The organism is Cellulosimicrobium sp. NPDC030954 (assembly GCF_055571305.1).
On record NZ_JBVIFN010000008.1, the window covers coordinates 118,205 to 144,338 of the forward strand.

Below are 26,134 nucleotides of genomic sequence, written 5' to 3' on the forward strand. Positions count from 1 at the left end.
GCCGCCCCGGTCCGCGCGCCGGTCGGTCAGGAGACGGGCTCCGGGCCGTGCTCGCGCACGGGCGAGCCGTCGGGACGGACCATGAGCGACAGCACGTACTCGGCGAGCGCGTGGAAGCTGCGGACCGCGGTCTCGTCGTCCTGCTCGACGAGCCACGCGATCTCGATGCCGTCGATGTACCCGGCGACGATGCGCGAGAGGAAGCCCATGTCCATCGAGTAGGTGACGTTCCCGCGCTCGGCGACGTTCTCGAGGAAGCCGCGCGTCATCGCCCACGTCTGCTCGAGGTGCGTGTGCGCGACGGAGCGCAGCGCGCGGCTGCGCACGCCCGCCGTCGCGAACTCGAACGTGAGGAGGCGCATGTGCCGCCGCGGCGTGAGCCCGCTCCAGAGGCCGTCGGCGGCGGCGTGCGCGAGCTTCACGACGTCGCCGTCGACGTCGAGTGCGGCGCGCACCGGCTCGGACGCGACGAGCGCGAGGCTGTTGCCCATCGCCTGGAGGAGCTCGTCCTTGTCCTCGAAGCAGTAGTGCACGACGCCGAGCGAGACGCCGGCCTCGGCCGCGACGCCACGGATCGTGACGGCCTCGACGCCCTCGCGGACGGCGATGGTCATCGCCGCGTCGACGAGCTGGGCTCGGCGTTCTTCGACGGACATTCGGTTCATGTGCGATTCATCCCATGTGTCGTTCTTGGGAAAGTCAAACACATCGATGCGCTCTCAGCGATCGTAGTGTCTGCTCGTGGGCCTGGCACCCGGGACGCCGGGAGGCGAGAATGGCGAGCCGAGACCCCGAGCCCGCCCAGCCCGCCACACCCACCGCCCTGGACGAAGGACGACCGTGCCCCGACCGCGCCACCCCCGCACCTTCTGGACCGCCGCGCCCCTCGTGATCCCGGTGGCCGCGGTGCTGGCCCTCGCGGGCTGCGGCGGCCCCGCGGGCACCGGGGGCGACGACGCGCCGGTCACCTACGACGTCCCCGAGGTCCCGGTCCAGGTCACCGCTCCCCCCGGCTGGGAGCGCGTCACCCGCGACGGGGCGTTCGTGCTGCGCGCGCCGAGCGGGACGGGCCCGGAGGAGTTCCGGGCGAACGTCGTCGTGACGGGCGAGCAGTCCACGGAGCCGCTCGAGCAGGCCGGCGCCGCGACCGCGGCAGCCGTCAGCGCGATCCCCGGCTGGGCTCCGGGCGTCGACGGCCAGGGCCCGACGACCCTCGGCGAGCTCCCCGCCTTCCGGGTCGCGGGCACGTACGAGACCGCCGGGGCCGTCGTCGCGCAGGAGATCGTGGCGGTCCGGACCGGCGACGGGCCGGACGCCTGGGTCGTCGACCTCACGGCCTCGTACGCCGAGGCCGACGCCGACGGCGCCGCGCAGGCGCGTGCCGTCCTCGAGAGCGTGCAGCTCGCCCCCACGGGCTGAGGTCACGCGGGCGTCCCGACGGCGACGACGAGGGCCGTCGCGACGGCCGCGACGCCCTCCCCGCGGCCCGTGAGCCCCAGACCGTCGGTCGTCGTGGCGGTGAGCGTCACCGGGGCGCCCGCGGCAGCCCCGAGGGCGGCCTCCGCCTCGGCCCGGCGGGGCCCGAGGCGGGGGCGGTTCCCGATGACCTGCACGGCCACGTTCCCGATCTCGAACCCGGCGGCCCGGACCCGGCGCGCCGCCTCGGCGAGGAGGCTCGACCCGCTCGCCCCCGCCCACTCGGGCGCGCTCGTGCCGAAGTTCGAGCCCAGGTCGCCGAGCCCCGTCGCCGAGAAGAGCGCGTCCGCGGCGGCGTGCGCGGCGACGTCCGCGTCCGAGTGCCCGGCGAGGCCCCGCTCGCCCGGCCAGCGCAGCCCGCCGAGCCACAGCTCCCGCTCCTCGCCCTCGGGGGCGAACGCGTGCACGTCGACGCCGACTCCCGTCCGCGGCAAGGGGGGCACGGTGCCACGGTGCAGCGCGGCCTCGGCGTGCTCGGCGGGGGTCGTCATCGGTCCTCCCGGAGGGTCAGCGCGGCGACGCGCAGGTCGTGGGCGGTGGTGATCTTGGCGGCGGCGGCGTCCCCGGGCACGACGTGGACGGGGAGCCCGAGCGCCTCGACGAGGCCGGCGTCGTCGGTCGCGGCGGACCGCTCGTCGTCGGCCCGGTGGCTCGCGGCCTCGTGCGCCCGGACCAGGAGCGCCCGGTCGAACCCCTGGGGGGTCTGCACCGCGCGCAGGGCCGCCCGGTCCACGGTCTCGGCGACGGGTTCCGCGCGGGACGGGTCGCCCGCCCGTGCGGCGGTCACGCGCTTGATCGTGTCCGTGACCGGCAGCCCCGGGACGACGGCGCCGTGGCCCGCCCGGACGGCCTCGACGACACGGCGGACGAGCGCGGGCGGCGCGAGCGGTCGCGCCGCGTCGTGGACGAGCACGACGTCGACCGCGGGCTGCGCGGGGGCCGAGTGCTCCCCGGTCCCGGTGCCGGACTCGTCGGCGCCCAGACCCGCACGCAGGCCGGCGGCGACGGAGGCTTGGCGGGTGCCCGCGCCCTCGACCACCCGCACGGGCCGGTCGACCGCCGGGTCGTCGCGGAGCAGCGCCGCGACGTGCTCCCGCAGGCCGGGTGGTGCCGTGACCACGATCGTGTCGACCGCCCCGGACGCGCACAGCCGGCGCGCCGCCTGGACGACCAGGGGCAGGCCGTCGAGCTCGACGAGGGCCTTGGGCAGGTCGAGCCCGAGACGGGTCCCGGAGCCCGCGGCGGTGAGGACGGCAAGAGTCGGCACGGGCACACGCTACCCGGGCACGACGACGGGGAGGGCGCCGTCCGCACGGACGGCGCCCTCCCCGGTGGTCTGTCGCTCGGGCCGAGGCCCGGGACGTCAGGAGGCCAGCACCTCGTCGAGGATGGCCTCGGCCTTCTCCTCCTCGGTGTGCTCGGCCAGCGCGAGCTCCGAGACGAGGATCTGCCGGGCCTTCGAGAGCATGCGCTTCTCGCCGGCCGAGAGGCCGCGGTCGGCGTCCCGGCGCGACAGGTCGCGCACGACCTCCGCCACCTTGATCACGTCGCCCGACGCCAGCTTCTCGAGGTTCGCCTTGTACCGACGCGACCAGTTGGTCGGCTCCTCGGTGTAGGGTGCACGCAGCACCTCGAAAACGCGGTCGAGACCCTCCTGGCCGACGACGTCACGCACGCCGACGAGGTCGACGTTCTCGGCTGGGACTTCGATGGTCAGGTCGCCCTGCGCGACCTTGAGCTTGAGGTAGATCTTGTCCTCTCCGCGGATGGTGCGCGTCTTGATCTCCTCGATCAGTGCGGCTCCGTGGTGCGGGTAGACAACGGTCTCGCCTACTGTGAACGTCATCTGCAGATGTCCCCTTTCGCGGTGGTCCACCTTACCACGCGGAAGGCCGGAAATCCGAGCCCCTGCGCCCCTTGACAAGTCCCCCTGGTGGGCGTCTTCGCAGGTCAGAGCCGTGTCAGCGCGCCTCACGAACCTCGGCGAGCGGGGCGCGGAGGCCCGCCGACCGCCGTCGGGCGCGCCACGCGGGCGCGCGACCCCGCGTGACGCCGCTCACGCCACCCTCCCGGAGAGCCGGTTCCGGCCGCCCCGCCTCGCCCGACGCACTAGGCTGGGCGCGGAATCCAGTCCCCCCTCTCGCAGCCCTGGAGTGCACGTGACCCGCATCCCGACCCCCCGAGCAGCGACCCGCGCGGCGTCCCGAGCGACCGGCCGCGCGCGCTACTGGGCCGTCCCCCTCGTGGTCGCGAGCGTGGCCGTCGCGTCCGCGTGCTCCCCCATCGAGACGAACCGCCCCTACTCGCCGTCGGACGGCCTGCGCGTCGACCTCACCGACGACCTGCGCGGCCTCAACCTCCTCGTCGTGAGCGCGGCCGACGGCGACGCCGGCGCGCTCGTCGGGGCGTTCGCCAACGACTCGACCGAGGACGTGGAGTTCGACGTGACGCCCGAGGGCGGCGACCCGGTGACCGTCCCCGTCGCCGCCGGCGAGACCGTCTACCTCGGCACGGAGGACGGGTTCGACGCGCAGATCGGCCGCGTCGACGTGGCCCCGGGGGGCATGCTGCCCGTGACGGTCAGCGTGACCTCGGGCGAGGAGCAGGGCATGTCGCTGCCCGTCCTCGACGGCACCCTCGAGGAGTACGCGCACCTGCTGCCGTGACGTGACACGGCCCGGGCCGGAAATGGGCTCGGGCAGTGTCACCGGTGGGCGCTAACCTTCGCGTGCCGCCCTGACCGTCGTGGTCGGGGCACGTCCACGAAGGAACCCAGGTGACCCTGTCCCGCACCACCCGTCGGCCGCTCCTCCTCGTCGTGAGCGCCGTCGCCCTCGCCCTGACCGCATCGGGCTGCGGCGCGATCCTCGACGAGATCTCCGGGCCGTCGGAGGCCCAGCGCGACGAGCCCGGCGGCGAGGTGACCGAGGCGTCGGACGCCGACGTCTTCTCGATCCAGGTCGGCGACTGCATCGTGACGTCGAAGCTGCCCGACGGCGAGAACGTCGAGTCCGTGCCCGTCGTCCCGTGCTCCGAGCCGCACGACGCCGAGGTCTACGCGGAGACCGAGCTCCCCGAGGGGGACTACCCCGGCGACGAGGCCGTCCAGGCGAGCGCCGAGGACTTCTGCCTCGGCGAGTTCGAGGGCTTCGTCGGCCTCTCCTACGACGAGTCCGCCTACTATTTCTGGCCCTTCACCCCGCGCGAGGACGGCTGGAACACGGTCGACGACCGCGTGGTCCAGTGCGTCCTCGACACCGACGGGACCGACGTCACGGGCACGCTCCAGGGCTCGGCGACCTGACCCTCCCGCCCCGCGCACGACGGCGCCCCTCCCGGACCGGGAGGGGCGCCGTCGTCGTCCGGCCGGGTCGGCCGGCCTGTGGGGATCAGGTCACCCGAAGCGGCCGGAGATGTAGTCCTCGGTGGCCTGCTGGGTGGGCGAGGAGAACATCGTCGCGGTGTCGTCCATCTCGATGAGGCGACCCGGCTTGCCGGTGCCCGCGATGTTGAAGAACGCCGTGCGGTCGCTCACGCGCGCCGCCTGCTGCATGTTGTGCGTGACGATGACGATGGTGTACTCGTCCTTGAGCTCGGCGATGAGGTCCTCGATCGCGAGCGTGGAGATCGGGTCGAGCGCCGAGCACGGCTCGTCCATGAGGAGCACCTGCGGCTTGACCGCGATGGCGCGCGCGATGCACAGGCGCTGCTGCTGGCCGCCGGACAGGCCCGAGCCCGGGCGGTCGAGGCGGTCCTTCACCTCGTTCCACAGGTTCGCGCCGCGCAGCGAGGTCTCGACGAGCTCCTCCGCCGCGGACTTCGAGATCCGCTTGTTGTTGAGCTTCACGCCCGCGAGGACGTTCTCCTTGATGGACATCGTCGGGAACGGGTTGGGCCGCTGGAAGACCATGCCCACCTGACGGCGCACGGCGACCGGGTCGACGTCGTCCCCGTAGAGGTCCACGCCCTCCATGGCGACCGTGCCCTCGACGCGTGCGCCGGGGATGACCTCGTGCATGCGGTTGAGGGTCCGCAGGAACGTCGACTTGCCGCACCCGGACGGGCCGATGAAGGCCGTCACGGACTTGGGGTCGATCGTCATGCCGACGTCCTGCACGGCGAGGAAGTCGCCGTAGTAGATGTTGAGGTCCTTGACGTCGATGCGCTGTGCCATCGGGGTGTCCTGTTCTAGCGGAGGGTCTTGGGGGCGAACCAGCGGGTGACGAGTCGCCCGACGAGGTTGAGCAGCATGACGATGAGGATCAGCGTCAGGGCGGCCGCCCAGGCCCGGTCGTAGTTGATGTCGGGGATGCACACGACGTCGGTGACGTTGCTGCAGGGCACCAGGCCCTGGCTGTACTGCCGGTACACGTACACGGGCAGCGTCATCATGCGGCCCTCGAAGAGGTTGCCGTTGATGGAGTCGACGACGCCCACGGTGATGAGGAGCGGCGCGGTCTCGCCGATGACGCGCGCGACGGCGAGCATGACGCCCGTCGTGATGCCGGCGATCGACGTGCGCAGCACGACGCGCACGACGGTGAGCCACTTGGGCACGCCGAGCGCGTAGGCCGCCTCGCGCAGCTCGTTGGGGACGAGCCGGAGCATCTCCTCGCACGAGCGCACGACGACGGGGATCATGAGCACGGACAGCGCGACGGAGCCGACGATGCCCATGCGCACGCCGGGGCCGAAGACCACGGCGAAGAGCGCGTACGCGAAGAGGCCGGCGACGATCGACGGGATGCCCGTCATGACGTCCACGAAGAACGTCACCGCGCGGGCCAGCGGGCCACGGCCGTACTCGACGAGGTAGATCGCGGCGAGCAGGCCGATCGGGACCGAGATCACCGCGGCGCCGAGCGTGATGAGCAGCGTGCCGAGGATCGCGTGGTAGATGCCGCCCGCGTCCATGCCGCCGAACACGCCGCGCATCGAGTGCGTGAGGAAGTAGACGTCGAACCGCTCCATGCCGTGCACGACGACGGTCCACGCGACGGACACGAGCGGCACCATCGCGAGGGCGAACGCGCCCCACATGAGGACCGTCATCGTGCGGTCCTTGCGGCGGCGGCCGGCGTCGGCACCGCGCAGGAGCGCGCGGACGGAGGCGGTGCGCTCCGGGTCGGGGGCGGAGGCCCCGCGCGCGGGGCTGGTGCTGAGGGCGCTCATCAGTTGGCTCCCGAGAAGTCCTTGCGCCGCGCGACGATCGCGCGGGCGCCCATGTTGACGAGCAGGGTGATGACGAACAGCGCGAGACCTGTCGCGATGAGGGTGCTCACCCCGAGCGGGTTGGCCTCGGGGAAGTCGGCCGCGATGTTCGCGGCGATCGTCTGCTGCTGCCCGGCCTGCAGGATCTTGAACGAGTAGAGGAGCCCCGGCGAGAGGATCATCAGCACGGCCATCGTCTCGCCGAGCGCGCGGCCGAGGCCCAGCATCGCGGCCGAGATGACGCCGGACCGTCCGAACGGGATCACCGCGGTGCGGATCATCTCCCAGCGGGTCGCGCCGAGCGCGAGCGCCGCCTCCTCGTGGAGCTTCGGCGTCTGGAGGAACACCTCGCGGCTCACGGCGGTGATGATCGGCAGGATCATCACCGCGAGCACGAGCGCGACGGTGAGCAGGACGCGGCCGGTCGGGGACGCCGGCCCGGCGAAGAGCGGGAACCACCCGAGCGTGTCCGCGAGCCACGACCACACCGGGACGACGATCGGCGGGAGCACGAGCGAGCCCCACAGGCCGTAGACGACGCTGGGGATCGCCGCGAGGAGGTCGACGACGTACCCGAGGGTCGACGCGAGCCGGCGCGGCGCGTAGTGCGAGATGAAGAGCGCGATGCCCATCGCGACCGGCGTCGCGAGGAGGAGGGACAGCGCGGCCGCGAGGAGCGTGCCGAAGATCAGCGGACCGACGAACGACAGCAGCGACGCGCCCTCCGGGAACCAGGACACCTCCTCGCCGAGGACGTCCCCGCCCGCGGTGAGCGCGGGCCACGCGCGGAGCACGAGGAAGATCGCGACCGCGGCGAGGACGGCGAGGATGAGCCCTCCGGCGCCGGTCGCGGTCCAGCGGAACGCGCGGTTGACGCCGCGGTCGGTGTTCCGGGCCCGGCGGCGCGGGGCGCCCGCGCGAGGCGTCGGGCTCGGCGTGGCGCCCGGCGTCGTGGGTGGGGCTGTGGTGGTCACTCGTGCTCCCGGTGCATGCGGTCCTGCTGCGTGAGGTCTGGGTCGCGGGCGATCTCGCGGGTGAGGGGCGGCGGGGCTCGTAGCCCCCGCCGCCCCCTGGTTCCCGGCGGTCGTCAGCCGGCGGCGCCGACCGTGATGGCCTCGATCGCCGCGTGGACGTCCGTGCGCAGGTCCTCCGAGATCGGCGCGTTGCCCGCGGCCGACGCGGAGGCCGACTGGCCCTCCTCGCTCGAGATGTACGTGAGGAACGCCTTGACGAGGTCGCCCGTCGCCTCGTCCTCGTAGCTCGTGCACGCGATCGCGTACGAGACGAGCACCAGCGGGTAGGCGCCGGCCTCGGTCGTCGTGCGGTCCAGCTCGACCGCGATGTCGTGCTCGCCACGGCCCTCGACGCGCGGCGACGCGTCGACGACCTTCGCGGCGGCCTCGGGCGAGTACGCGACCCACTCCTCGCCGACCTTGATGCTCGCGGTGCCGAGGTCGCCGGCCTTCGAGGCGTCGGCGTAGCCGATGGTGCCCTCGCCGCCCTGGACCGTCTGCACGACGCCGGAGGTGCCCTGCGCGGACTCCCCGCCCTGCGTCGGCCAGTCGCCGCTCGGCTCGTGGCCCCACGCGTCCCCGGCGGTCGCGGCGAGGTACTCGGTGAAGTTCTCGGTCGTGCCCGACTCGTCGGAGCGGTGGACCGGCGTGATCGCGAGGTCCGGGAGCGTCGCGTCGGGGTTGTCGGCGGCGATCTCCGGCGCGTTCCACTGCGTGATCGTGCCGTTGAAGATGCCCGCGATCGTGGCCGGCGCGAGGTTGAGCTCCGCGACGTCCGGCAGGTTGTAGATGATGGCGATCGGGCTGACGTAGACCGGGAGGTCGATCGCGCCGTCGGGGCCGCACACGGCCTGCGACTGCGTGATCTCCTCCTCCTTGAGCACCGCGTCCGAGCCGGCGAACGCGACGCCGCCCTCGAGGAACTGGGTGCGACCGCCACCGGAGCCGACCGGGTCGTAGTTGACGGTGACGTCGGGGTTCGCGCTCTGGAACCCGGCACGCCACGCCTCCATGGCGGACTCCTGCGAGCTCGCGCCCGCACCGTTGAGCTCACCGCTGAGGTCGCTCGCGGTCTCGGACGAGCCCTCGGAGGAACCGTCGGTGGCGCCGTCGGCGCTGCCGACGGGGTCGTCCGACCCGCAGGCGGCGAGGGTCAGCGCGAGCGCACCGATCGCGACGGCGGATCCAGCACGGGAGAATCGGCTGAGCTTCACTCTTCGTTCCATCCTGTTCAAGCGTCTCGTGGCACCAGCGAGCGCCGGTGACGATCCCGACGCTAAGAGCGCCGGGTGACGCGTTCCCCGAGAGCGGGTGAACGAGGGATGAACAGTGCACAGACCTTCCGTGCCACGTTCCCGACCGGGTCGGGCAGGGGCCGGCCCGCGGCCGGCCGGGGCCTCTGCGCCGCACGACGACGGCCCCGGCGCGTCCGTGAGGGACGCGCCGGGGCCGTTCGTGCGCTGCGCCGGAGGGTCAGGTCTGGCCGACGCCGTCCGCGATCTTGTAGCCGAGCCCGCGGACCGTGAGGAGGTAGCGCGGGCTCGCCGGCTCGGGCTCGATCTTCGACCGGATGCGCTTCACGTGGACGTCGAGCGTCTTGGTGTCGCCCACGTAGTCCGTGCCCCAGACCCGGTCGATGAGCTGCCCGCGCGTGAGCACGCGCCCCGCGTTGCGCAGGAGCAGCTCCAGGAGCTCGAACTCCTTGAGCGGGAACGGCACGACCTGGCCGTCGACGCTCACCGTGTGCCGCTCGACGTCCATGCGCACCGGACCGACCTCCAGCGCGCTCTCCGCGACGACCTCGCCCCCGTTCTCCCCGCCCTTGCGGCGCAGCACGGCCCGCACGCGCGCGAGCAGCTCGCGGAACGAGTACGGCTTCGTCACGTAGTCGTCCGCACCCAGCTCGAGGCCCACGACCTTGTCGATCTCCGAGTCCTTCGCCGTGAGCATGATGACGGGCACGTCGCCGCGCTGCCGCAGCTCGCGGCACACCTCGGTGCCGCTGAGCCCGGGGAGCATGAGGTCGAGCAGGACCAGGTCCGCCCCGTCCGCGTCGAACCGCTCCAGCGCCTCGGTGCCCGTCGCGGCCTCGACGACGTCGAAGCCCTCGCGTCGCAGCTGGTACGTCAACGGGTCGCGGTACGACTCCTCGTCCTCCACCACCAGGATGCGCGTCACGCGCCTACCTCCTTGTTCTGTACGTCCTCGTCCCGTGCGGGTGCCTGCGCGGCCCGTCGCACGTCGTGCTGCACGGTCCCGGGGTCCGCCCCGGCCGTGCCCTCGTCCCCGGCGGCGTCGTGGGTCGTGCCCGACGGCGCGGCGGGCGCCTGCGCGGTCGGCACGTCCGCCGCGGGGATCCGGAGCGTGAAGGTCGAGCCGCGTCCCGGCTCGGACCACATGGTGACCTCGCCGCCGTGGTCGGCGGCGACGTGCTTGACGATGCTCAGGCCGAGGCCCGTCCCGCCGGTGTCGCGCGAGCGCGCGGGGTCCACGCGGTAGAACCGCTCGAACACGCGGGCCTGCTCGTCGGCCGAGATCCCGATGCCCTGGTCCACGACCGCGATCTCGACCAGGTCGCCCGCGAGCGAGACGCCGACCCCGACGCGCGTGTTCTCGCCCGAGTAGGCGACCGCGTTGTCGAGGAGGTTGCGCACCGCGGTGACGAGCAGGTTGTGGTCGCCGTACACCGCGGCGTCGAGCTCTCCCCCGGTCGTGAGCGTGATGCCCTTGCCCTGCGCCGTCGTGCGCGCGCGGTCCACCGCCTCCTCGACGACGCCCCGCACCGGGACGACCGTGACCTCCTGGAGCGCGCCCGCGACCTGGAGCCGCGAGAGCTCGATGATCTCCTGCACGAGCGCGGACAGACGCGTCGCCTCCGACTGCATGCGTGCGGAGAACCGCCGCACCGCCACGGGGTCGTCGGCGGCGTCCTGCACCGTCTCGGCGAGCAGCGCGAGCGCCCCGACCGGCGTCTTCAGCTCGTGCGACACGTTCACGACGAAGTCGCGCCGGATCGCCTCGACGCGCCGCGCCTCCGTCCGGTCCTCCGCGAGCACGAGCATGTGCTGGGGGCCGACCTGGGCGACGCGGACCTGGAGCATGACCGTGCCCCGGCCGACCGGCCCGCGCGGGAGCTCGAGCTCCTCGTCGCGGATCACCCCGTCCCGGCGCACGTCGTCGATCATGTCCCGGATCGCCGCGTGCGCGACCGCGTCACCGCGCACCACGCCGAGCGCGTACGCCGGCGGGCTCGCCCGGACGACCTCGCCCTCCTCGTCCAGCACGACGGCGGCGGACCGCAGGACGGCCAGCACGCGGACGAGTCCCTCGTCGAGCTCGGGCGTCGGCTCCACCCGCGCGGCGCGCTGCTGGCGCTCGCTCACGCGGAACGCGATGGCCGCGATCACGCCGACCACGACGCCCACGACACCGGCGAGGAGCACGGTCGCGCCCTCGATCAGACTCTCGGCTTGCACACGTCCAGCGTACGGTCGTACGCGCGCCCCACCGGCCGAACAGGCGCCCGCACGGGCGCGAGCCGCCAAGAGTTCACCTCGCGGCGCCCTGGAGTTCACCGCCCGGTCGACCGCGCCTGCGAGCGTGACGGGAGCCGACGGCGTGCCCGGGCGCCGCCCGGCGCGCAGGGGCGCACGCCGTCACGGACCGGACCGACCGGTCACGACGAGAGGGAAGCGATGCGGGAGATCTTCGAGGCCGAGCTGAAGCAGGTCGGCGACGACCTGGCCGAGATGAGCCGGCTGGTGGAGTCGGCCGTGAACCGTGCGGGGCAGGCGCTCCTCACGGCTGACCTGCAGCTCGCGCAGACGGTCATCGGCGACGACCACACGATCGACGCCCTCGAGCGCGAGCTCGACGAGCGGTGCGTGCTGCTCCTCGCCCAGCAGCAGCCCGTCGCCACCGACCTGCGGGTCGTGGTCAGCGCGCTGCGCATGAGCGCCACCCTGGAGCGCATGGGCGACCTCGCCCGCCACATCGCGCAGGTCGCGCGCGGCCGCTACCCGGCGCGCGCGATCGAGCCGTCGCTGCACCGCACGTTCGAGCAGATGCACGACGCCGCCGTGCGCGTCGCCCGCCGGACGACGACGCTTCTCACGACGCGCGACCTCACCGTCGCGGCGAACATCGAGCGCGACGACGACCTGCTCGACAAGCTGCACCAGGACACCTTCACCGCGCTGCTCGACGGCACGTGGACCGGGACCCCCCAGGAGACGGTCGACGTCACCCTCGTGGGCCGCTACTACGAGCGCTTCGGCGACCACGGCGTCTCCATCGCCAAGCGCGTGACGTACCTCGTCACCGGCGACTTCGCCGACGACCGCGGCACCCCCGCCGGCTCCGCCCGCGCCACCGCCTGACGACGGGGCGGACCCTACCCCGCGAGGTAGAGCCTCCGGTCTCGAGGGAGAACCCGCAGGCGTCTACCTCGAGACCGGAGGTTCTACCTCGCGCGACCGCGGTTGTACCGCGCACACGACAGACGGCCGTGGCCCGTCCGGATGTCCGGACGGGCCACGGCCGTCTGTACGGGGTGTGCGGTCAGCGGCCCTGGTTGGCGACCGCGGCGGCGGCCTCGGCGGCGGCCTCGGGGTCGAGGTAGCGGCCGCCCTTCGTGATCGGCTTGAGGTCCTCGTCGAGCTCGTAGAGCAGCGGGATGCCGGTCGGGATGTTGAGCGCGGCGATGTCCTCGTCGGAGATGCCGTCGAGGTGCTTGACGATGGCGCGCAGCGAGTTGCCGTGCGCCGCGACGAGGACGGTCTTGCCCGCCTTCAGGTCCGGGACGACCTCGCCGTCCCAGTACGGCAGGGCGCGCTCGAGCACGTCCTTGAGGCACTCGGTGCGCACGACGGGCGCGTCGGCGTAGCGCGGGTCCGCGTCCTGCGAGAACTCGGAGCCCAGCTCGATCGCGGGCGGCGGGACGTCGTACGAGCGGCGCCAGAGCATGAACTGCTCCTCGCCGAACTCCTCGAGCGTCTGCTTCTTGTTCTTGCCCTGCAGCGCGCCGTAGTGGCGCTCGTTGAGGCGCCACGACCGCTTCACGGGGATCCAGTGCCGGTCCGCGGCGTCGAGCGACAGGTTCGCCGTCGTGATGGCGCGGCGCAGGAGCGAGGTGTGCACGACGTCGGGCAGGACGCCGGCCTCCGTGAGGAGCTGACCGCCGCGCTTCGCCTCCTCGGTCCCCTTCTCCGACAGGGCGACGTCCACCCAGCCGGTGAACAGGTTCTTGGCGTTCCATTCGCTCTCGCCGTGGCGGAGCAGCACGAGGGTGTAGGTCATGGGTTCCATCCTGCCGCACGGCCCGGCGCGCGGGCACCCGCGTCCCACGTGGTGGTGACCGTCGCCGTCGGGCGTGGGACGAAGGTCCGGGAATCCGGCGGGCGGCGCGCACGTTGCCCCCGACATGCCGATCGACGGAGAGTACGCCCCCAGCCCGAGCGCCTGGTCCCGCAAGCAGGCCGAGTCCTACGAGTCGTCCGGCGGGACGCGCAGCACGACCCTGAACGGGATGCCGGTGGTCGTGCTCACGACCCTCGGGCGCCGCAGCGGGAAGGTCCGCAAGACGCCGCTCATGCGGGTCGAGCACGACGGCGTGTACGCGGTCGTCGCGTCGCTGGGCGGCGCCCCGAAGCACCCTGTCTGGTACTACAACGTCCTCGCGCACCCGCAGGTCGAGCTCCAGGACGAGGCCGAGCGCCACGACTACGTCGCGCGCGAGGTGCACGGCGAGGAGAAGGCGGTGTGGTGGGAGCGTGCCGTCGCCGCCTACCCGCCGTACGCGGACTACCAGGAGAAGACGTCGCGCGAGATCCCCGTCCTGGTCCTGGAGCGCGTCGCGCCGGACGCCTGACCGGCGCCGCCCGGCACCGGCGACGTCATCGCGCCGCGCGGACCTTGCGCGCCTGCGCGTAGACGTCGAGCATGCGCAGCGCGGCGGTGTCCCAGCCGAACCGCTCGCCGGCGCGCCGGGCGCCGTCGCCGAGGGTGGCGAGGCGCTGGTCGTCGGCGAGCAGGTCGCCGAGCACGCGCGCCCACGTCTCGGGGTCGTGGCCGGGGACGAGGACGCCGGAGACCTGGTCCTCCACGACCGTCAGCAGGCCGCCGACGGCGGCGGCCACCACCGGCGTCCCGCTCGCCTGCGCCTCGGCCGCGACGAGCCCGAACGACTCGTTGTGCGACGGCACGGCGACGACGTCGGCCGCGCGGTACCAGCGCACGAGCTCGTCGCGCGAGACCGGTGGGCGCACGACGAGCCGGTCGCTCACCCCGAGCTGGTAGGCGAGCGCCTCGAGCTCGCGGACCGCCGTCGGGCGCCCGCTCGGGCCGCCCAGCACGACGAGCGTCGGCACGGGCTCCCCGCGCTCGGCGAGGACGCCGAGCGCCCGGACGAGGACGTCCGGACCCTTGAGCGGCTGCACGCGCCCCGCGAAGAGGACGAGGCCGCCGTCCGTGGGGAGGCCCAGCCCGGCGCGCAGCGCGCGGCGCCGACCCCGCCGCGCCGCCCCGTCGCCGGGCGAGGCGCCCGCGCCGGGGTCCGGGGAGAACAGGTCGAGGTCGACGCCCGGCGGCACGACGTGCACGCGCGCGGGGTCGGCCGCGTAGTCGCGCACGAGGTCGTCCGCCTCGGCGTCGGTGCTCGCGACGAGCGCGTCCGCCTCGGCGACGACCTGCTCCTCCCCGATGATCCGGCCCAGGGGCTCGGGCGCGTCGCCCGGGGCGAGCGCGGCGTTCTTCACGCGCGCCAGCGTGTGCATGGTGTGCACGAGCGGGACGTCCCAGCGGTCGGCCGCGAGCCAGCCCACCTGGCCCGAGAGCCAGTAGTGGGTGTGGACGACGTCGTACCAGCCCTCGTGGTGCCGCGCCTCCGCGCGCAGCACCCCCGCCGTGAAGGCGCAGAGCTGGCCGGGCAGGTCGTTCTTGTCGAGCCCCTCGAAAGGACCGGCGACGACGTGGCGCACCGTCACGCCGTCGGACACCTCGACCTTGCGGGGCTGGCTCGACGCCGTGGCGCGCGTGAAGATCTCGACCTGCGTGCCGCGGCGGGCGAGCGCGTGCGCGAGCTCGGTGACGTACACGTTCATGCCGCCCGCGTCGCCGGTGCCCGGCTGGTCGAGGGGCGACGTGTGCACCGAGAGCATCGCGACCCGCAGCGGGGTCGCCGGGTCCGGGGAGACGCCGTCGGGCAGCTCGAGCGCGGTCACGGCGGGTCAGGCCTCCACGACGCACGCCGGGGCCGGCAGCGCGAGCACGTCGAGCACCTGGGCGGCACCGTCCGAGCGGCGCACGCGCAGGAGCGCGAGGTTCGACGTCGGCTCCTCCCCCGCGGGGGCGTCCGGGCGCTCGATCAGCGGGTCGTCGTTCTGGTTCGCGACGACGACGAGGTCGTGCAGCGGATCGTCAGGGGCTCCGGAACCGTCGAGCACGGCGAAGTGGCGGGGCCAGGCGCCGCCCACCGGGGAGTCCGCGAGGTGGCGCAGCGTGGGGACGCCGCCCTCGGTCGCCTGCTCGACCGCGTGCACGGCGAGCACGTCGGCGCCGCGCACCGCGACGAGGACGCGTGAGCCGTCCGCCGAGACCGCGACGTGCGAGGGGTAGTTCCCGCCGCCCGCGGGCGGCGCGGCGTGCGTGACGTCGTGCCGGGCGACGACGTCGTACGTGCGCACCCCGTCCGGACCGTCGACGGGCGCGAGGACGAACAGGGCCGGGTCGAGCTCGCCGACCACGACGAGGTGGCCCGACCGGAGCGCGGCGAGGTGGCGCGGGCCGGTGCCCGGCGGGAACGTCGCGACGACGCGCGGGGCCGAGCCGTCCGGAGCCGCGGGGTCGTGCCGGCGCAGCTCGTCGGTGCCCAGGTCGACGACGAGGACGTCGCCGCTGCCGTCGTCGGCGGCGCCGAGGTGGGCGAGCGGGGCGACGAAGTGGGCGTGCGGCCCCTCCTGGCGGTCGGCGACCGGCCCCGTGCCCGCGTGCCCCTGACGGCGCACGGCGAGGTCGGCCCCGGCACCCGGCGCCGCGGCGAGCGAGCCGTCCGCCGCCTTCTCCACCGCTGTGAGGAGACCGTCGCCGTAGTTCGCGACGAGCACGTCGCCGCTCACGGCCACGTGGCACGGGTACGTCCCGCCCGTGGCGACAGGCCCGCCCCGGGGTGCGAGGCCGCCGTCGGGCGCGACGGCGAACGCCGACACCGAGCCCGGCTCCGTCTCCCCCACCGCGTACAGGGTGTCGCCGTCCAGGGCGAGGAACGACGGCGACGGCGTCTCGGCCACCAGCACCCCGCCCACGAACGACCCCGTCCCGGCCACCGCGTCGGCGTCGAGCCCGACGCGCCACACGCCTTCCGCGCCGCCGTTCGCCGGGTGCGGGTAGGTGCCGATCCAGAGGGCGCGGGTCGCGGAGGTCATGACCCGAGCCTAGTTCTCCGGACGGGTGCCTCCGGCCCCGGGCGGACGCTGCTGCCCGACCGAAGGGGACCCGAGAAGGGCGCCCTGCCGACGGTGCTCGTCGGCAGGGCGCCCCGGGCTCGGTGCGGCGTGGCGTCAGTGCGCCGCGTCGTACGCCGTCTGGATCTCCTGGGAGATGCGGCCGCGGTCGTTGACCGTGTAGCCGTTGGCGCGTGCCCACTCGCGGACCTCCGTCGCGCGGGCCGATCCGGCGGAGCGGCTGCTGCGGCGCGCGGGGCGGGCCGTGCTCGTGCGGGACGAGACCTTGCGCGCGTTACCGACCCACGACGCGAAGGCGTCGCGCAGCTCCTGCGCATTCTTGGTGCTGAGGTCGATCTCGTAGGAGACGCCGTCGAGTGCGAACGTGACGGTCTCGTCGGCCGCGCCCCCGTCGAGATCGTCGACGAGAATTACCTGGACTTTCTGGGCCACTGTGGTTACCTCACGCTTCACAGGAATGATTGTCCTCGTCAGGATGCCATCGAAAAGTCGGGACCGTCAATTGGCCACGCCGTTGTCCGGCGCGCGTCGCCCCGGCACGGCGCCCACCATTCCTGGACGCGGGTACAGCATTTTCTCGCTCTTTGCGCGCGGCGCCGGGCGGGAATCAGGAGTCGCGCGAGGCCGTGGCATTCCCGTCGGCGGCCGACTCCTGTTCCGCGTCGAGGCGCGCGAGCGCGGCGCGCTCGTTGCGGTCGGCGCGCACGATCGCGCGCATCGCGACGTAGAAGAGCACGCCGACGCCGATCGAGGGGATCAGCGCCGCGACGGTGGGCCAGATGTCCATGCTGTCGATCCTTGGTCTCGGCCGCGCTACTGCGCGGGCTTCACGAGCGGGAAGAGGATGGTCTCGCGGATGCCGAGGCCGGTGAGCGCCATGAGCAGCCGGTCGATGCCCAGGCCCATGCCGCCCGACGGGGGCATCGCGTACTCCATCGCGGTGAGGAAGTCCTCGTCGATGCGCATGGCCTCCTCGTCGCCGGCGGCCGCGAGCAGCGCCTGCGCCTCGAAGCGCTGACGCTGGACCACCGGGTCCACCAGCTCGGAGTACGCCGTCGCGAGCTCCACGCCGCGCACGTAGAGGTCCCACTTCTCGACCTGGCCGCGCACCGCGCGGTGGTCGCGCGTGAGCGGGGAGGTCTCGACGGGGAAGTCGCGCACGAACGTCGGCGCGACGAGGTGGTCGCCCACCAGGTGCTCCCACAGTCCCTCGACGAGCTTGCCGTGGTTGACGTTCTTCGGGTCGAAGGTGAGCTCGAACTTGTCGGCGTACGTCAGCAGCGACTCGACCGGCGTCTCGGGCGTGATCGCCTCGCCCAGCGCGTCCGAGAGCGAGTCGTACATCTTCAGCTGCGTCCATTCGCCGCCGAGGTCGTATTCCGTGCCGTCGGCGAGCGTGACCAGGGTCTTCCCGAGCGCGTCCTGCGCGGCCCGCTGCACGAGGTTCTGGGTAAGCACCGCCATCGTGTCGTAGTCGCCGTAGGCCTCGTACGCCTCGAGCATCGCGAATTCCGGCGAGTGCGTGGAGTCCACTCCCTCGTTGCGGAAGTTGCGGTTGATCTCGAACACCTTCTCGACGCCGCCGACGGCCGCGCGCTTGAGGAACAGCTCGGGCGCGATACGCAGGAACAGGTCGATGTCGAACGCATTCATGTGCGTCTCGAACTGGCGCGCGGCCGCGCCTTCCGGACGCGTCTGGAGCATCGGCGTCTCGACCTCGACGAAACCTCGCTCCCAGAAGTTCTCGCGGATCGAGCGCACGACGGCGGCGCGCAGGCGCACCGTGTCCCGGGCGGCCGGGCGCGCGATGAGGTCCACGTAGCGCTGGCGCACGCGCGCCTCCTCCGAGAGCTCCTTGTGGAGCACGGGAAGCGGTCGCAACGCCTTCGCGGCGATCTGCCACGCGTCCGCGAAGACGCTCAGCTCGCCACGGCGCGAGCTGATGACGCGGCCGTGCGCGAAGAGGTGGTCGCCCAGGTCGACGTCCGCCTTGAACGACGCGAGCGACTCCTCGCCCACGACGGCCTGGCTGAGCATGACCTGCAGGCGGTTGCCCTCGCCGTCCTGGAGCGTGGCGAAGCAGAGCTTGCCGGTGTTGCGCAGGAACACGACGCGGCCGGCCACGCCGACCTCGTCCTGCGTCTCCTCGCCGGTCTCCAGGTGCGCGTACGCGGCCCGGACGTCGGCGATCGTGGTCGTGCGCGGGACGGAGACGGGGTACGGCTCGTCGCCGCGCGCGAGGATCCGCTCGCGCTTCTCGCGGCGGACCTGTATCTGCTCCGGCACGTCGTCGACGTGCTCCTCGGGCTCGCGCACGTCAGGAGAGGGGGTTCCGGCGGGGGAGGTCACCCGAGGATTCTACCGACGCTCGCGCGCCGTCGAGGTAGAGGCGTGGTACCGCGAGGTAGAGGAGTGGTCATGACCAGGGCTCTACCTCGCGCTACCAGTGCTCTACCTCGCGGAACCGGGCTCTACCTCGGCGGGAGGGCGGGCAGGAGGTCGAGGGCGAGGTCGAGGATCGGGGCCGAGTGGGTGAGCGCGCCGACCGAGAGGTAGTCGACGCCCGTGCCCGCGACCTCGCGCGCGCGGTCGAGCGTGAGGTTGCCCGTCGCCTCGAGCGCGACCTTCGCCGGGACGCCGTCGCTCCCCTCGCGCGCCCGGACGGCAGCGACCGTCTCGGCGAGGACCGGGGTCGGCATGTTGTCGAGCAGCAGGAAGTCCGCGCCCGCAGAGACGGCCTCGAGCGCCTGGGCCGTCGTGTCGGCCTCGACCTGGACGAGCACGTCCGGGAACGTGCGGCGGATCGCGTCGATCGCGGCGCTCACCGACCCGGCGGCCACCACGTGGTTGTCCTTGACCATCGCGACGTCGTAGAGCCCCATGCGCTTGTTCGTCCCGCCCCCGGCGCGCACGGCGTACTTCTCGAGCGCGCGCAGGCCGGGCGTCGTCTTGCGCGTGTCCAGCACCTGCGCGCCCGTGCCGGCGAGCTCGCGCACCCACGCGCGCGTCGCCGTCGCGACGCCCGAGGCGCGGCTCGCGAGGTTGAGCAGCGTGCGCTCGGCGGTGAGGAGGACCTGGACCGGTCCCGTGAGCGCGGCGAGCACGCGGCCGTGGCCCACGGCCTCGCCGTCGGACGCGACGAACGTCACCTCGACGCGCGGGAGACCGAACCGCTCCGCGACCTGCCGCGTCACCTCCTCCACGACGACGAGCCCCGCCACGACCCCGTCCTCGCGCGCCACGAGGTGCGCGGTCCCGGTGGCCGACGGCGGCACGGTCGCCTGCGTCGTGACGTCGCGCCCGGGCGCGACGCCCAGGTCCTCGTCGAGCGCCCGCGCGACGGTCTCGGCGATCCAGGCGGGGTCGAGCCCCGGCTCGACGCGTGTCGGGACGGGCGGCGCTCCGTCGTCGGACGGAAGGGCGGGCACGGGCTCGGCAGGGCTGCTCACGGGCCCCACCGTAGTCGCCCGCGCGAGCGCCGAGCACGACCCTGCGCGCCGTCGAGAACGAGGTTGCTGTCGTTGTCCGGCGGATGACGACAGCAACCTCGTGCTCGGCGGCGGACCGGTCAGCGGACGCGCAGCGTCCCGTCGGCGTCGAGGGAGACGAGGATGCGGCGCTCCCATGCCGGGTCCGTGTCCGGGAAGTCGGTGCGGAAGTGGCCGCCGCGGCTCTCGGTGCGCAGCGCCGCCGCCGCGGTGAGGGCGGTCGCGACCTGGTGCACGTTCGTCGTCTCCCACTCCGCGGCCTGCGGCCGCGCGACGACGTCGCTCGCCTCGTGCGCGTCCGTGCGGACCGCGGCGAGCCGGGCCGCGGCGGCGGCGAGGCCGTCGCCGTCGCGGATCACGCCGGGACCGGCCGAGGCGATCGCCTGGATGCGCGAGCGCGCCGCGGCCGCGACGAGCGCCGACGGTCCGGGGCGCCCGACGGGCTCGACCTGCTCGAGCTCGCCCGCCGCGACGCGCTCGGTGATCTGGCGCGCCGCGCGGTGCGCGAAGACGAGCCCCTCGAGCAGCGAGTTGGACGCGAGCCGGTTGGCGCCGTGCACGCCGGTGCACGCGACCTCGCCGATCGCGTACAGCCCGTCGACGGTCGACCGCCCGTGCAGGTCCGTCACGACCCCACCCGAGTGGTAGTGCTGAGCGGGTGCCACGGGGACCGGCTCCTCGGTCCAGTCGAGACCGTTCTCCGCGAGCCGCTCCGTGATCGTGGGGAAGCGCGAGCGCAGGAAGTCGGCGCCGAGGTGGCGCGCGTCGAGCAGCACGTGGTCCGACCCCGTCGCGGCCATCTGCCGCACGATCGCGTGCGCGACGACGTCGCGCGGCGCGAGCTCCGCCATGGGGTGCTGCGCGGGCATGAACCGGTGGCCGTCGGTGTCGAGCAGGATCGCGCCCTCGCCGCGCACGGCCTCGGAGATGAGCGGGAGCTGGCCCTTCGCGCCGAGCCCGAGCCAGAGGACGGTCGGGTGGAACTGGACGAACTCGAGGTCGCCGAGCGTCGCACCCGCGCGCAGCGCCGCGGCGATGCCGTCGCCCGTCGCCTGCGGCGGGTTGGTCGAGGAGCGGAACACCTGCCCCACTCCCCCGGTCGCGAGCACGACCGCGCGCGCCAGCACCGCCCCGACGCCGTCGCGCGTGCCCTCGCCGCGCACGTGGAGCGTGACCCCGCACGCGCGCGGGTCACGGTCGTCCGGCCCGCCAGCAGCTGACGGTCCCGTGAGGACGTCTAGCACGAGCGCGTTCTCGATGACCTCGATGCCCGGGTCGGCGCGGACCGCCTCGAGCTGCGCGACGAGCGCGCGCGAGATCTCGGCCCCGGTCGCGTCGCCGCCCGCGTGCGCGATGCGGTCCGCGTGGTGGCCGCCCTCGCGCGTCAGCGCGATGTCGCCGTTCTCGGCCAGGTCGAAGTTCGCGCCGCGCGCGACGAGCTCGCGCACGCGCGCCGGGCCCTCGGTGACGAGCACCTCCACGGCGGCCGGGTCGCACACGCCGCCGCCCGCGACGAGCGTGTCCGCGAGGTGCGCCTCGGGCGAGTCCTCGGGGTCGAGCGCCGCGGCGATGCCACCCTGCGCCCACACCGTCGAGCCCGACGACAGCTCGCCCTTCGTCACGAGCAGGACGCGCGGCACGCGCGTGCGCAGCTCGAGCGCCGCGGTGAGGCCCGCGATGCCGGAGCCCACGACGACGACGTCCGTCGTCGTCGTCCAGCCCGGTGCCGGGGCGGCGAGGGTCCGGGCGAGCGCCCGGACGCGCACGGGCGCCGGGGACCCCTCGCGTCCGCTCACGCGGGGCGCACCACGGGCGCGTCGCCGCCGGCTGCGCCCGCGCCGCCCCCGCCGCGGAACGGGGCGAACGGCAGGCCGCTCGCCTCGAGGCCGTGACCGGCGGGCACGAGGCCCGGCTCGTCCGAGAGCTCGACGATCCGGTTCTGCTCGTCCACGAAGACGACGTTCGGCAGGTAGGTGCGCGCGTCGGCGTCGTCGAGCATGCCGTAGGCGATGAGGATGACGACGTCGCCCGGCTTCACGAGGTGCGCGGCGGCGCCGTTGATGCACACCTGCCCGGCGCCGCGCTCACCCGGGATGACGTACGTCGTCAGCCGTGCGCCGTTGGTGACGTCCACGACGTCGACCTGCTGGCCGGGGTAGAGGTCTGCGGCGTCGAGCAGGTCGGCGTCCACGGTGATCGAGCCGACGTAGTGCAGGTCGGCCTGCGTCACCGTCGCGCGGTGGATCTTGCCGATCATCATGGGGCGCTGCAGGGACGCCGGACGACGGTGCGGGCTCGGCGGGGTCGGCGCGGTCACGCGGTACCTCCAGGTGCGGGGGCACGGCCGGCGGGGTCGGCGGCCCGGGTCGCGGGCGGCGCGATCTCGACGGCCGCGTTGTCGATGAGACGGGTGGTGCCCACGCGTGCCGCGACCAGGAGGAGCCCGGGGCCGACGGCGCCGGGCGCCAGGTCCTCCACGGTAGCGGGATCGACGAGCACCACGTAATCCAGGTCAACGCCGTCGGCGGCGTCCAGGATTCCCCGCGCGGCGGCGAGGACGCTCCCGGCGTCGGCGCCCGCGGCGGCGGCGTCCCGACCGGCCTGCAGCGCGCGGCTCAGCGCGAGCGCCTCGTCCCGCTCGGCGGGCGACAGGTAGGCGTTGCGCGAGGAGCGCGCGAGGCCGTCCGCCTCGCGCACGGTGGGCACCGCGAGGATCTCCACGTCGAGGTCCAGGTCGGCGACCAGGCGCCGCACCGCGAGGAGCTGCTGCGCGTCCTTGGCACCGAACACCGCGACGTCGGGCCGCACGAGGTGGAGCAGCTTGAGCACGACCGTGAGCACGCCGTCGAAGTGCCCGGGCCGGGACGCGCCCTCCAGCACGGTCCCGATCCGGCCCGACGTCACGCGGACGATCGGGCCCGTCCCGCCCGTCGACGGCCCGAGGTCCGGGTACAGCTCCTCGACGGCGGGGGCGAACACCACGTCCACGGCGACGTCGGCACCGGCGGCCGTGAGGAGCGCGACGTCCGCCGCGACGTCGCGCGGGTAGCGCTCGAAGTCCTCGCCCGGGCCGAACTGGAGCGGGTTGACGAAGTCGGTGACCACGACCTGGCCGTGCGGCCCGACCTCGGCCCGCGCCCGGCGCACGAGCTCGAGGTGCCCGGCGTGCAGCGCGCCCATCGTCATGACGACGGCGCGGCGCGCGCCCGGGTGCCCGGCGGACCAGGCGTCGAGCGTCGCGCGGAGGTCGGCGCGGGTCGCGACGACGCGCGGGGTCGCGGTCAAGACGTCGGCCGGGGCGGCCGCGGCGTCCGGGTGGGGGGTGCTGGTCATGCCGTTCCTTCGTCGTCGTGCGGGGCGCCCGCCGGGTCGGAGGGTGCGGCGGGCTCGTCGGGGTCCGCGCGGAGCGCGTCGAGGAGCGCGCGGGCGGCCCCCTCGTCGAGGCGGCCGCCCGCGAGCGCCCGGTGGGTCGCGGCGCGGCTCAGTGCTCGGTACGACGGCGGCACGTCGGCCGCGTCGCTCGTCGCCGCGAGCGCGTCGAGGGCGGCCAGGTGCTCGCGGACGGTGCCGACGTCGCCGCGCACCACGGGACCGGTGAGGCCGAGGAGCGCGCCCGCGCCCGCGCCGGTCCCCGACTCGGCGCCCGCGTCGGCGCCGCGGGTCGCGCCGTCGAGCGCGGCGGCGAGCAGCGGCGCGAGCGCGCGGCCCGGCTGGTCGACGCCGGCGGCCTCGAGCGCCTGCGCCGCCTGCGCGACGAGCACGACGAGGTGGTTCGCGCCGTGCGCGAGGGCCGCGTGGTAGAGGCCGCGAGACTCCTCCGCCACGACGACGGGCTCCCCGCCGAGCTCGACGACGAGGGCCTGCCCGATCGGCAGCACGGGCCCCGGCGCGGTGACGGCGAACGTCGTGCCCTCGAGCCGCGCGAGGTCCAGCGACGTGCCCGTGAACGTCATGGCGGGGTGCAGCGCGAGCGGGATCGCGCCCGCGGCGCGGGCCGGGTCGAGCACGGCGGTCCCGTAGCGACCGGACGTGTGCACGACGATCTGTCCCGGTTGCCAGGCCCCCACGTCGGCGAGACCGCGGACGAGGTCGCCCAGGGCGTCGTCGGGCACGGCGAGGAGCACGAGCTCCGCGCGCTCCACGACCTGCGGGACCTCCAGCACCGGCACGCCGGGCAGGAGGGTCTCGATGCGCTCGCGCGACGCGTCGGACACGCCGCTCGCGCCGACGACCGCGTGGCCGGTGGCGCGCAGCGCGCTGCCGAGCACGGCGCCGACGCGGCCCGCGCCGACGACGCCCACGCCGAGGCGCCCGGGCCGCGAGCCCGTGGCGCTCACGGCTGCTCCCCGTCGCCGGCCCGCCGGTCGACGGCGGCCGTGCCGGGTGCCGCGCCGGGGTCGGGCGCGGAGGCGGGGACCAGGGGGACGTCGTCGCGACGCATCCACAGCTCCGGTCCGGCGTGCGCGCGGGCCTCGCGGGCGCGCTGGGCCTGGGTGTCGAGGAGCCGCGCGGCGTCGCCCGCGTCGAGGTGCCAGACCTTGGGCGAGACCGGGCCGGGCGTGGAGTGCACCGCGAACGTCGCGACGTCGAACCGGCGCTGCAGGGGGCCCTGCTCGAGCCCGAGCGACTGCGTGCGCTCGTGCGGCACGACGACGAGGCTGCGGAACACGCGCCCGCCGCGCAGCACGAGCGCGCGGTCGGTCACGGTGAAGCCGTTGCGCCGCCACGACACGAGGTCGAGCAGGCGCGCACGGCGCGGGGTCACGGTGAAGTGCTCGCCGGCGTCGAGGCCGGACAGGCCCTCGTCGAGGAGCGCGCGCGGGTCGGACGTGCCGAGGTCGGGCAGGACGAGCCACAGCGCGGCGAGCGCCTCGTCGCGCGTCCCGACGGGCAGGAGCACGCTCGTCGTGTCCGAGCCGTCGGAGCTCACGCCGTAGCCCGCCACGTTCACGTCGACCCGCCACCAGTCCGGCCCGCGCCAGAACGGGCCCTGCCGCAGCCGCACGGCCTGGACGCGGCCGGGCGGGATGGTCTGCGACCGGGTCTCCAGGAGGCCGTGCCGCAGGCGGATGCCGTCCGGCGAGATCGCCGAGCGGAAGCCGAACTCGCCCGAGAAACGGGAGAAGAGGAAGCCGCCGAACCCGAGGACCGCGGGCAGCGCGCTGAACAGCACCCCGATCTCGCGCGTGCCGATGACGACCCCGGCGATCCCCAGGACACCGAGGACGAGGCCGACCGTCGCGCCCGACCGCACGAGCGAGGCGACGAGCCGCCCCGGCCCGACCGCGGTGACCGGCTGCTCGGGCGCCTCGGGCGCGACCAGGAGCCCGTCGGCCGCCGGACCGGGTGCGGCCACCCCGGCGTCGGCCGTCGCGCCGGCCGGGCCACCGGCCGCCTGCTGTGTCCCGGTCGCGTCCGTCGCGGGGGCACCGGCCGGGCGCTCCCGCGCGACCCGCAGCCCCGCGGCGCGCGCGAGCAGGTCGTTGCGGAGCCGGTTGGCCTCCACCTCCTTGAGGAAGCCGAGCTTCACGCCGGAGTCCGCGCCCCCGGCGACCTCGAGCTTGAGCTCCGCGAGGCCGAAGAAGCGCGCGAGGAGCGGCTGCACGACGTCAACCGCCTGCAGACGGTCCAGCCGCGCCTTGCGCTGCTGCCGGAACAGCACGCCCGTGCGCAGGTGGACGGACTCGTCGTCGACCGCGTAGCTCGTCATGCGCCACGCCAGCGCCGAGTACCCCAGGCCCACCAGCCCGACCGCGAGGATGCCGAGCAGGATCATCCACCAGCGGTTCCCCTCGAGGAGGTTCTCCCCCTCGGGCAGCCCGTTGAGCGTCTGCTGCCCGACGACGACGAGCAGCACCGCGATGACCGTCCAGCCGCGCACGAGCGGGGTGACCGGGTGCACCCGGTGCCACACGAGGTCGTCGGTGGCCGGTGCTTCGCTCACAGGCCCGCCAGCCTCGCCTCGCCGCGCGACGCGAGGCGGTCGCGCAGGCGCTCCGCCTCGGCGGGCTCGAGACCGTCGATCGTCGCGTCGGTGGACGCCGACGCCGTGTGGAGCTGCACCTGCGCGATGCCGAGCTTGCGCGCGAGCGGCCCGGCCTGCACGTCGACGTACTGCATGCGGCCGTACGGCACGACCACGAGCTGGCGGAACATGATGCCGTGGCGGATCAGCAGGTCGTCGTCGCGCTCGGCGTACCCGATCGCGCGCACCTGGCGCGGGACGAGCACGAGCGCCCACAGCCCGAGGACCACGAGCACCCCGAGCACGAGCCACTGCCACCAGTGCGGGAAGAGGATCGCCAGCACGATCGCCGCGACGGCCGGCACCGCGAGCGTGATGCCCACCGACAGCAGGCGCGCGGTGATCAGCCGGGGCGACACGCGCGTCCACTCGATGCCGGGCGGGTCGAAGGGGCCGGTGCCGCGGGCGTCCAGGCCCCGTGCAGGGTCGGTCATGCGTCGATTCTCCCATCCCGTCCCGGTG

At 74.4% G+C, this 26,134-nt stretch carries 28 protein-coding genes; 5 read left to right on the top strand and 23 right to left on the bottom strand.

Features of this window, described 5'->3' with window-relative positions; translation table 11 throughout:
- Positions 1–26: 26 nt before the first annotated feature.
- Positions 27–665 carry a TetR/AcrR family transcriptional regulator gene (locus ACZ402_RS15805; RefSeq protein WP_375825178.1) on the bottom strand — a complete coding sequence of 213 codons (639 nt, stop codon included), beginning with the start codon at positions 663–665 and terminating at the stop codon, positions 27–29.
- 175 nt (positions 666–840) lie between these two features.
- Between ACZ402_RS15805 and ACZ402_RS15810 the strand changes: the two genes are divergently transcribed.
- Positions 841–1,419, top strand: coding sequence for an LpqN/LpqT family lipoprotein (locus ACZ402_RS15810; protein WP_375825176.1), 579 nt, complete (start codon positions 841–843; stop codon positions 1,417–1,419).
- A 2-nt stretch (positions 1,420–1,421) separates the two neighbouring features.
- Here ACZ402_RS15810 and ispF read toward each other — a convergent pair whose 3' ends face one another.
- From ispF to ACZ402_RS15825, 3 genes are all read right to left on the bottom strand, one after another.
- Positions 1,422–1,967 (bottom strand): 2-C-methyl-D-erythritol 2,4-cyclodiphosphate synthase, encoded by a 546-nt coding sequence (gene ispF, locus ACZ402_RS15815; RefSeq protein ID WP_375825175.1) that lies wholly within the window; start codon positions 1,965–1,967, stop codon positions 1,422–1,424.
- The gene (gene ispD / locus ACZ402_RS15820) at positions 1,964–2,743 is read right to left on the bottom strand and encodes a 2-C-methyl-D-erythritol 4-phosphate cytidylyltransferase (protein ID WP_375825173.1); all 780 of its coding nucleotides are present in this window, start codon (positions 2,741–2,743) and stop codon (positions 1,964–1,966) included. The genes ispF and ispD overlap by 4 nt, the downstream gene beginning before the upstream one ends.
- A gap of 96 nt (positions 2,744–2,839) precedes the next feature.
- On the bottom strand, positions 2,840–3,322 hold the full coding sequence (locus ACZ402_RS15825) for a CarD family transcriptional regulator (protein WP_024841917.1): 483 nt from the start codon (positions 3,320–3,322) through the stop codon (positions 2,840–2,842).
- Positions 3,323–3,635: 313 nt separating this feature from the next.
- Between ACZ402_RS15825 and ACZ402_RS15830 the strand changes: the two genes are divergently transcribed.
- Positions 3,636–4,142 (top strand): hypothetical protein, encoded by a 507-nt coding sequence (locus tag ACZ402_RS15830; RefSeq protein WP_375825171.1) that lies wholly within the window; start codon positions 3,636–3,638, stop codon positions 4,140–4,142.
- 110 nt (positions 4,143–4,252) lie between these two features.
- The gene (locus ACZ402_RS15835) at positions 4,253–4,780 is read left to right on the top strand and encodes a septum formation family protein (protein WP_375825169.1); all 528 of its coding nucleotides are present in this window, start codon (positions 4,253–4,255) and stop codon (positions 4,778–4,780) included.
- 90 nt (positions 4,781–4,870) lie between these two features.
- Here the strand turns inward: ACZ402_RS15835 and pstB are convergent, their stop codons facing one another.
- The 6 genes from pstB to ACZ402_RS15865 all read right to left on the bottom strand — a co-directional run bounded on the left by pstB (position 4,871) and on the right by ACZ402_RS15865 (position 11,176).
- Positions 4,871–5,650: a phosphate ABC transporter ATP-binding protein PstB gene (gene pstB / locus ACZ402_RS15840; protein WP_087469843.1), complete on the bottom strand. Its 780-nt coding sequence runs from the start codon at positions 5,648–5,650 to the stop codon at positions 4,871–4,873.
- A gap of 14 nt (positions 5,651–5,664) precedes the next feature.
- Positions 5,665–6,648: a phosphate ABC transporter permease PstA gene (gene pstA, locus ACZ402_RS15845; RefSeq protein ID WP_375825167.1), complete on the bottom strand. Its 984-nt coding sequence runs from the start codon at positions 6,646–6,648 to the stop codon at positions 5,665–5,667.
- Positions 6,648–7,661 carry a phosphate ABC transporter permease subunit PstC gene (gene pstC, locus ACZ402_RS15850; RefSeq protein ID WP_375825166.1) on the bottom strand — a complete coding sequence of 338 codons (1,014 nt, stop codon included), beginning with the start codon at positions 7,659–7,661 and terminating at the stop codon, positions 6,648–6,650. The genes pstA and pstC overlap by 1 nt, the downstream gene beginning before the upstream one ends.
- 113 nt (positions 7,662–7,774) lie before the next feature.
- On the bottom strand, positions 7,775–8,914 hold the full coding sequence (gene pstS / locus ACZ402_RS15855; protein WP_375825165.1) for a phosphate ABC transporter substrate-binding protein PstS: 1,140 nt from the start codon (positions 8,912–8,914) through the stop codon (positions 7,775–7,777).
- Between the two features lie 259 nt (positions 8,915–9,173).
- Positions 9,174–9,878, bottom strand: coding sequence for a response regulator transcription factor (locus ACZ402_RS15860; protein ID WP_375825164.1), 705 nt, complete (start codon positions 9,876–9,878; stop codon positions 9,174–9,176).
- Entirely contained in the window at positions 9,875–11,176 is a 1,302-nt protein-coding gene (locus ACZ402_RS15865) for a sensor histidine kinase (RefSeq protein WP_375825163.1), read from the bottom strand. The genes ACZ402_RS15860 and ACZ402_RS15865 overlap by 4 nt, the downstream gene beginning before the upstream one ends.
- A 219-nt stretch (positions 11,177–11,395) precedes the next feature.
- Here ACZ402_RS15865 and phoU point away from each other — a divergent pair, with 219 nt between their 5' ends.
- On the top strand, positions 11,396–12,079 hold the full coding sequence (gene phoU, locus ACZ402_RS15870; protein WP_375825162.1) for a phosphate signaling complex protein PhoU: 684 nt from the start codon (positions 11,396–11,398) through the stop codon (positions 12,077–12,079).
- 181 nt (positions 12,080–12,260) lie between these two features.
- Here the strand turns inward: phoU and ACZ402_RS15875 are convergent, their stop codons facing one another.
- On the bottom strand, positions 12,261–12,998 hold the full coding sequence (locus ACZ402_RS15875; protein WP_375826023.1) for a phosphoglyceromutase: 738 nt from the start codon (positions 12,996–12,998) through the stop codon (positions 12,261–12,263).
- A 124-nt stretch (positions 12,999–13,122) separates the two neighbouring features.
- On the opposite strand from ACZ402_RS15875, the gene ACZ402_RS15880 reads away from it, so the two are divergent.
- Positions 13,123–13,569, top strand: a complete 447-nt coding sequence (locus tag ACZ402_RS15880; RefSeq protein WP_375826024.1) for a nitroreductase family deazaflavin-dependent oxidoreductase — start codon at positions 13,123–13,125, stop codon at positions 13,567–13,569.
- 25 nt (positions 13,570–13,594) lie between these two features.
- On the opposite strand, the gene mshA is transcribed toward ACZ402_RS15880, so the two are convergent.
- From mshA to ACZ402_RS15940, 12 genes are all read right to left on the bottom strand, one after another.
- Positions 13,595–14,857: a D-inositol-3-phosphate glycosyltransferase gene (gene mshA, locus ACZ402_RS15885; RefSeq protein ID WP_375826042.1), complete on the bottom strand. Its 1,263-nt coding sequence runs from the start codon at positions 14,855–14,857 to the stop codon at positions 13,595–13,597.
- Between the two features lie 69 nt (positions 14,858–14,926).
- Positions 14,927–16,120: a lactonase family protein gene (locus tag ACZ402_RS15890; protein ID WP_375826025.1), complete on the bottom strand. Its 1,194-nt coding sequence runs from the start codon at positions 16,118–16,120 to the stop codon at positions 14,927–14,929.
- Positions 16,121–16,255: 135 nt separating this feature from the next.
- The gene (locus ACZ402_RS15895; RefSeq protein ID WP_253052582.1) at positions 16,256–16,591 is read right to left on the bottom strand and encodes a histone-like nucleoid-structuring protein Lsr2; all 336 of its coding nucleotides are present in this window, start codon (positions 16,589–16,591) and stop codon (positions 16,256–16,258) included.
- Between the two features lie 175 nt (positions 16,592–16,766).
- Complete coding sequence (locus ACZ402_RS15900; RefSeq protein WP_375826026.1) at positions 16,767–16,946, bottom strand: hypothetical protein; 180 nt, start codon at positions 16,944–16,946, stop codon at positions 16,767–16,769.
- Between the two features lie 26 nt (positions 16,947–16,972).
- Positions 16,973–18,508 carry a lysine--tRNA ligase gene (gene lysS, locus ACZ402_RS15905; RefSeq protein ID WP_375826027.1) on the bottom strand — a complete coding sequence of 512 codons (1,536 nt, stop codon included), beginning with the start codon at positions 18,506–18,508 and terminating at the stop codon, positions 16,973–16,975.
- A 122-nt stretch (positions 18,509–18,630) separates the two neighbouring features.
- Entirely contained in the window at positions 18,631–19,587 is a 957-nt protein-coding gene (gene nadC / locus ACZ402_RS15910; RefSeq protein WP_375826043.1) for a carboxylating nicotinate-nucleotide diphosphorylase, read from the bottom strand.
- A gap of 140 nt (positions 19,588–19,727) precedes the next feature.
- Positions 19,728–21,443 carry an L-aspartate oxidase gene (locus ACZ402_RS15915; RefSeq protein WP_375826028.1) on the bottom strand — a complete coding sequence of 572 codons (1,716 nt, stop codon included), beginning with the start codon at positions 21,441–21,443 and terminating at the stop codon, positions 19,728–19,730.
- On the bottom strand, positions 21,440–21,907 hold the full coding sequence (gene panD / locus ACZ402_RS15920) for an aspartate 1-decarboxylase (protein ID WP_375826044.1): 468 nt from the start codon (positions 21,905–21,907) through the stop codon (positions 21,440–21,442). The genes ACZ402_RS15915 and panD overlap by 4 nt, the downstream gene beginning before the upstream one ends.
- A gap of 53 nt (positions 21,908–21,960) precedes the next feature.
- Entirely contained in the window at positions 21,961–22,980 is a 1,020-nt protein-coding gene (panC, locus tag ACZ402_RS15925) for a pantoate--beta-alanine ligase (protein ID WP_375826029.1), read from the bottom strand.
- Positions 22,977–23,984: a Rossmann-like and DUF2520 domain-containing protein gene (locus ACZ402_RS15930; protein ID WP_375826030.1), complete on the bottom strand. Its 1,008-nt coding sequence runs from the start codon at positions 23,982–23,984 to the stop codon at positions 22,977–22,979. The genes panC and ACZ402_RS15930 overlap by 4 nt, the downstream gene beginning before the upstream one ends.
- Positions 23,981–25,591: a PH domain-containing protein gene (locus ACZ402_RS15935; RefSeq protein ID WP_375826031.1), complete on the bottom strand. Its 1,611-nt coding sequence runs from the start codon at positions 25,589–25,591 to the stop codon at positions 23,981–23,983. The genes ACZ402_RS15930 and ACZ402_RS15935 overlap by 4 nt, the downstream gene beginning before the upstream one ends.
- Positions 25,588–26,106: a PH domain-containing protein gene (locus tag ACZ402_RS15940; RefSeq protein ID WP_375826032.1), complete on the bottom strand. Its 519-nt coding sequence runs from the start codon at positions 26,104–26,106 to the stop codon at positions 25,588–25,590. The genes ACZ402_RS15935 and ACZ402_RS15940 overlap by 4 nt, the downstream gene beginning before the upstream one ends.
- Between the last annotated feature and the right edge of the window lie 28 nt (positions 26,107–26,134).

Coding starts and splice junctions, on each gene's coding strand:
- ACZ402_RS15805 (WP_375825178.1), bottom strand. CDS start 665: ATGAACCGAATGTCCGTCGAAGAACGCCGAGCCCAGCTCGTCGACGCG.
- ispF (WP_375825175.1), bottom strand. CDS start 1,967: ATGACGACCCCCGCCGAGCACGCCGAGGCCGCGCTGCACCGTGGCACC.
- ACZ402_RS15825 (WP_024841917.1), bottom strand. CDS start 3,322: ATGACGTTCACAGTAGGCGAGACCGTTGTCTACCCGCACCACGGAGCC.
- pstB (WP_087469843.1), bottom strand. CDS start 5,650: ATGGCACAGCGCATCGACGTCAAGGACCTCAACATCTACTACGGCGAC.
- pstA (WP_375825167.1), bottom strand. CDS start 6,648: ATGAGCGCCCTCAGCACCAGCCCCGCGCGCGGGGCCTCCGCCCCCGAC.
- phoU (WP_375825162.1), top strand. CDS start 11,396: ATGCGGGAGATCTTCGAGGCCGAGCTGAAGCAGGTCGGCGACGACCTG.
- ACZ402_RS15875 (WP_375826023.1), bottom strand. CDS start 12,998: ATGACCTACACCCTCGTGCTGCTCCGCCACGGCGAGAGCGAATGGAAC.
- ACZ402_RS15880 (WP_375826024.1), top strand. CDS start 13,123: ATGCCGATCGACGGAGAGTACGCCCCCAGCCCGAGCGCCTGGTCCCGC.
- mshA (WP_375826042.1), bottom strand. CDS start 14,857: ATGCTCTCGGTGCACACGTCGCCCCTCGACCAGCCGGGCACCGGCGAC.
- ACZ402_RS15890 (WP_375826025.1), bottom strand. CDS start 16,120: ATGACCTCCGCGACCCGCGCCCTCTGGATCGGCACCTACCCGCACCCG.
- ACZ402_RS15900 (WP_375826026.1), bottom strand. CDS start 16,946: ATGGACATCTGGCCCACCGTCGCGGCGCTGATCCCCTCGATCGGCGTC.
- panD (WP_375826044.1), bottom strand. CDS start 21,907: ATGATGATCGGCAAGATCCACCGCGCGACGGTGACGCAGGCCGACCTG.
- panC (WP_375826029.1), bottom strand. CDS start 22,980: ATGACCAGCACCCCCCACCCGGACGCCGCGGCCGCCCCGGCCGACGTC.
- ACZ402_RS15940 (WP_375826032.1), bottom strand. CDS start 26,106: ATGACCGACCCTGCACGGGGCCTGGACGCCCGCGGCACCGGCCCCTTC.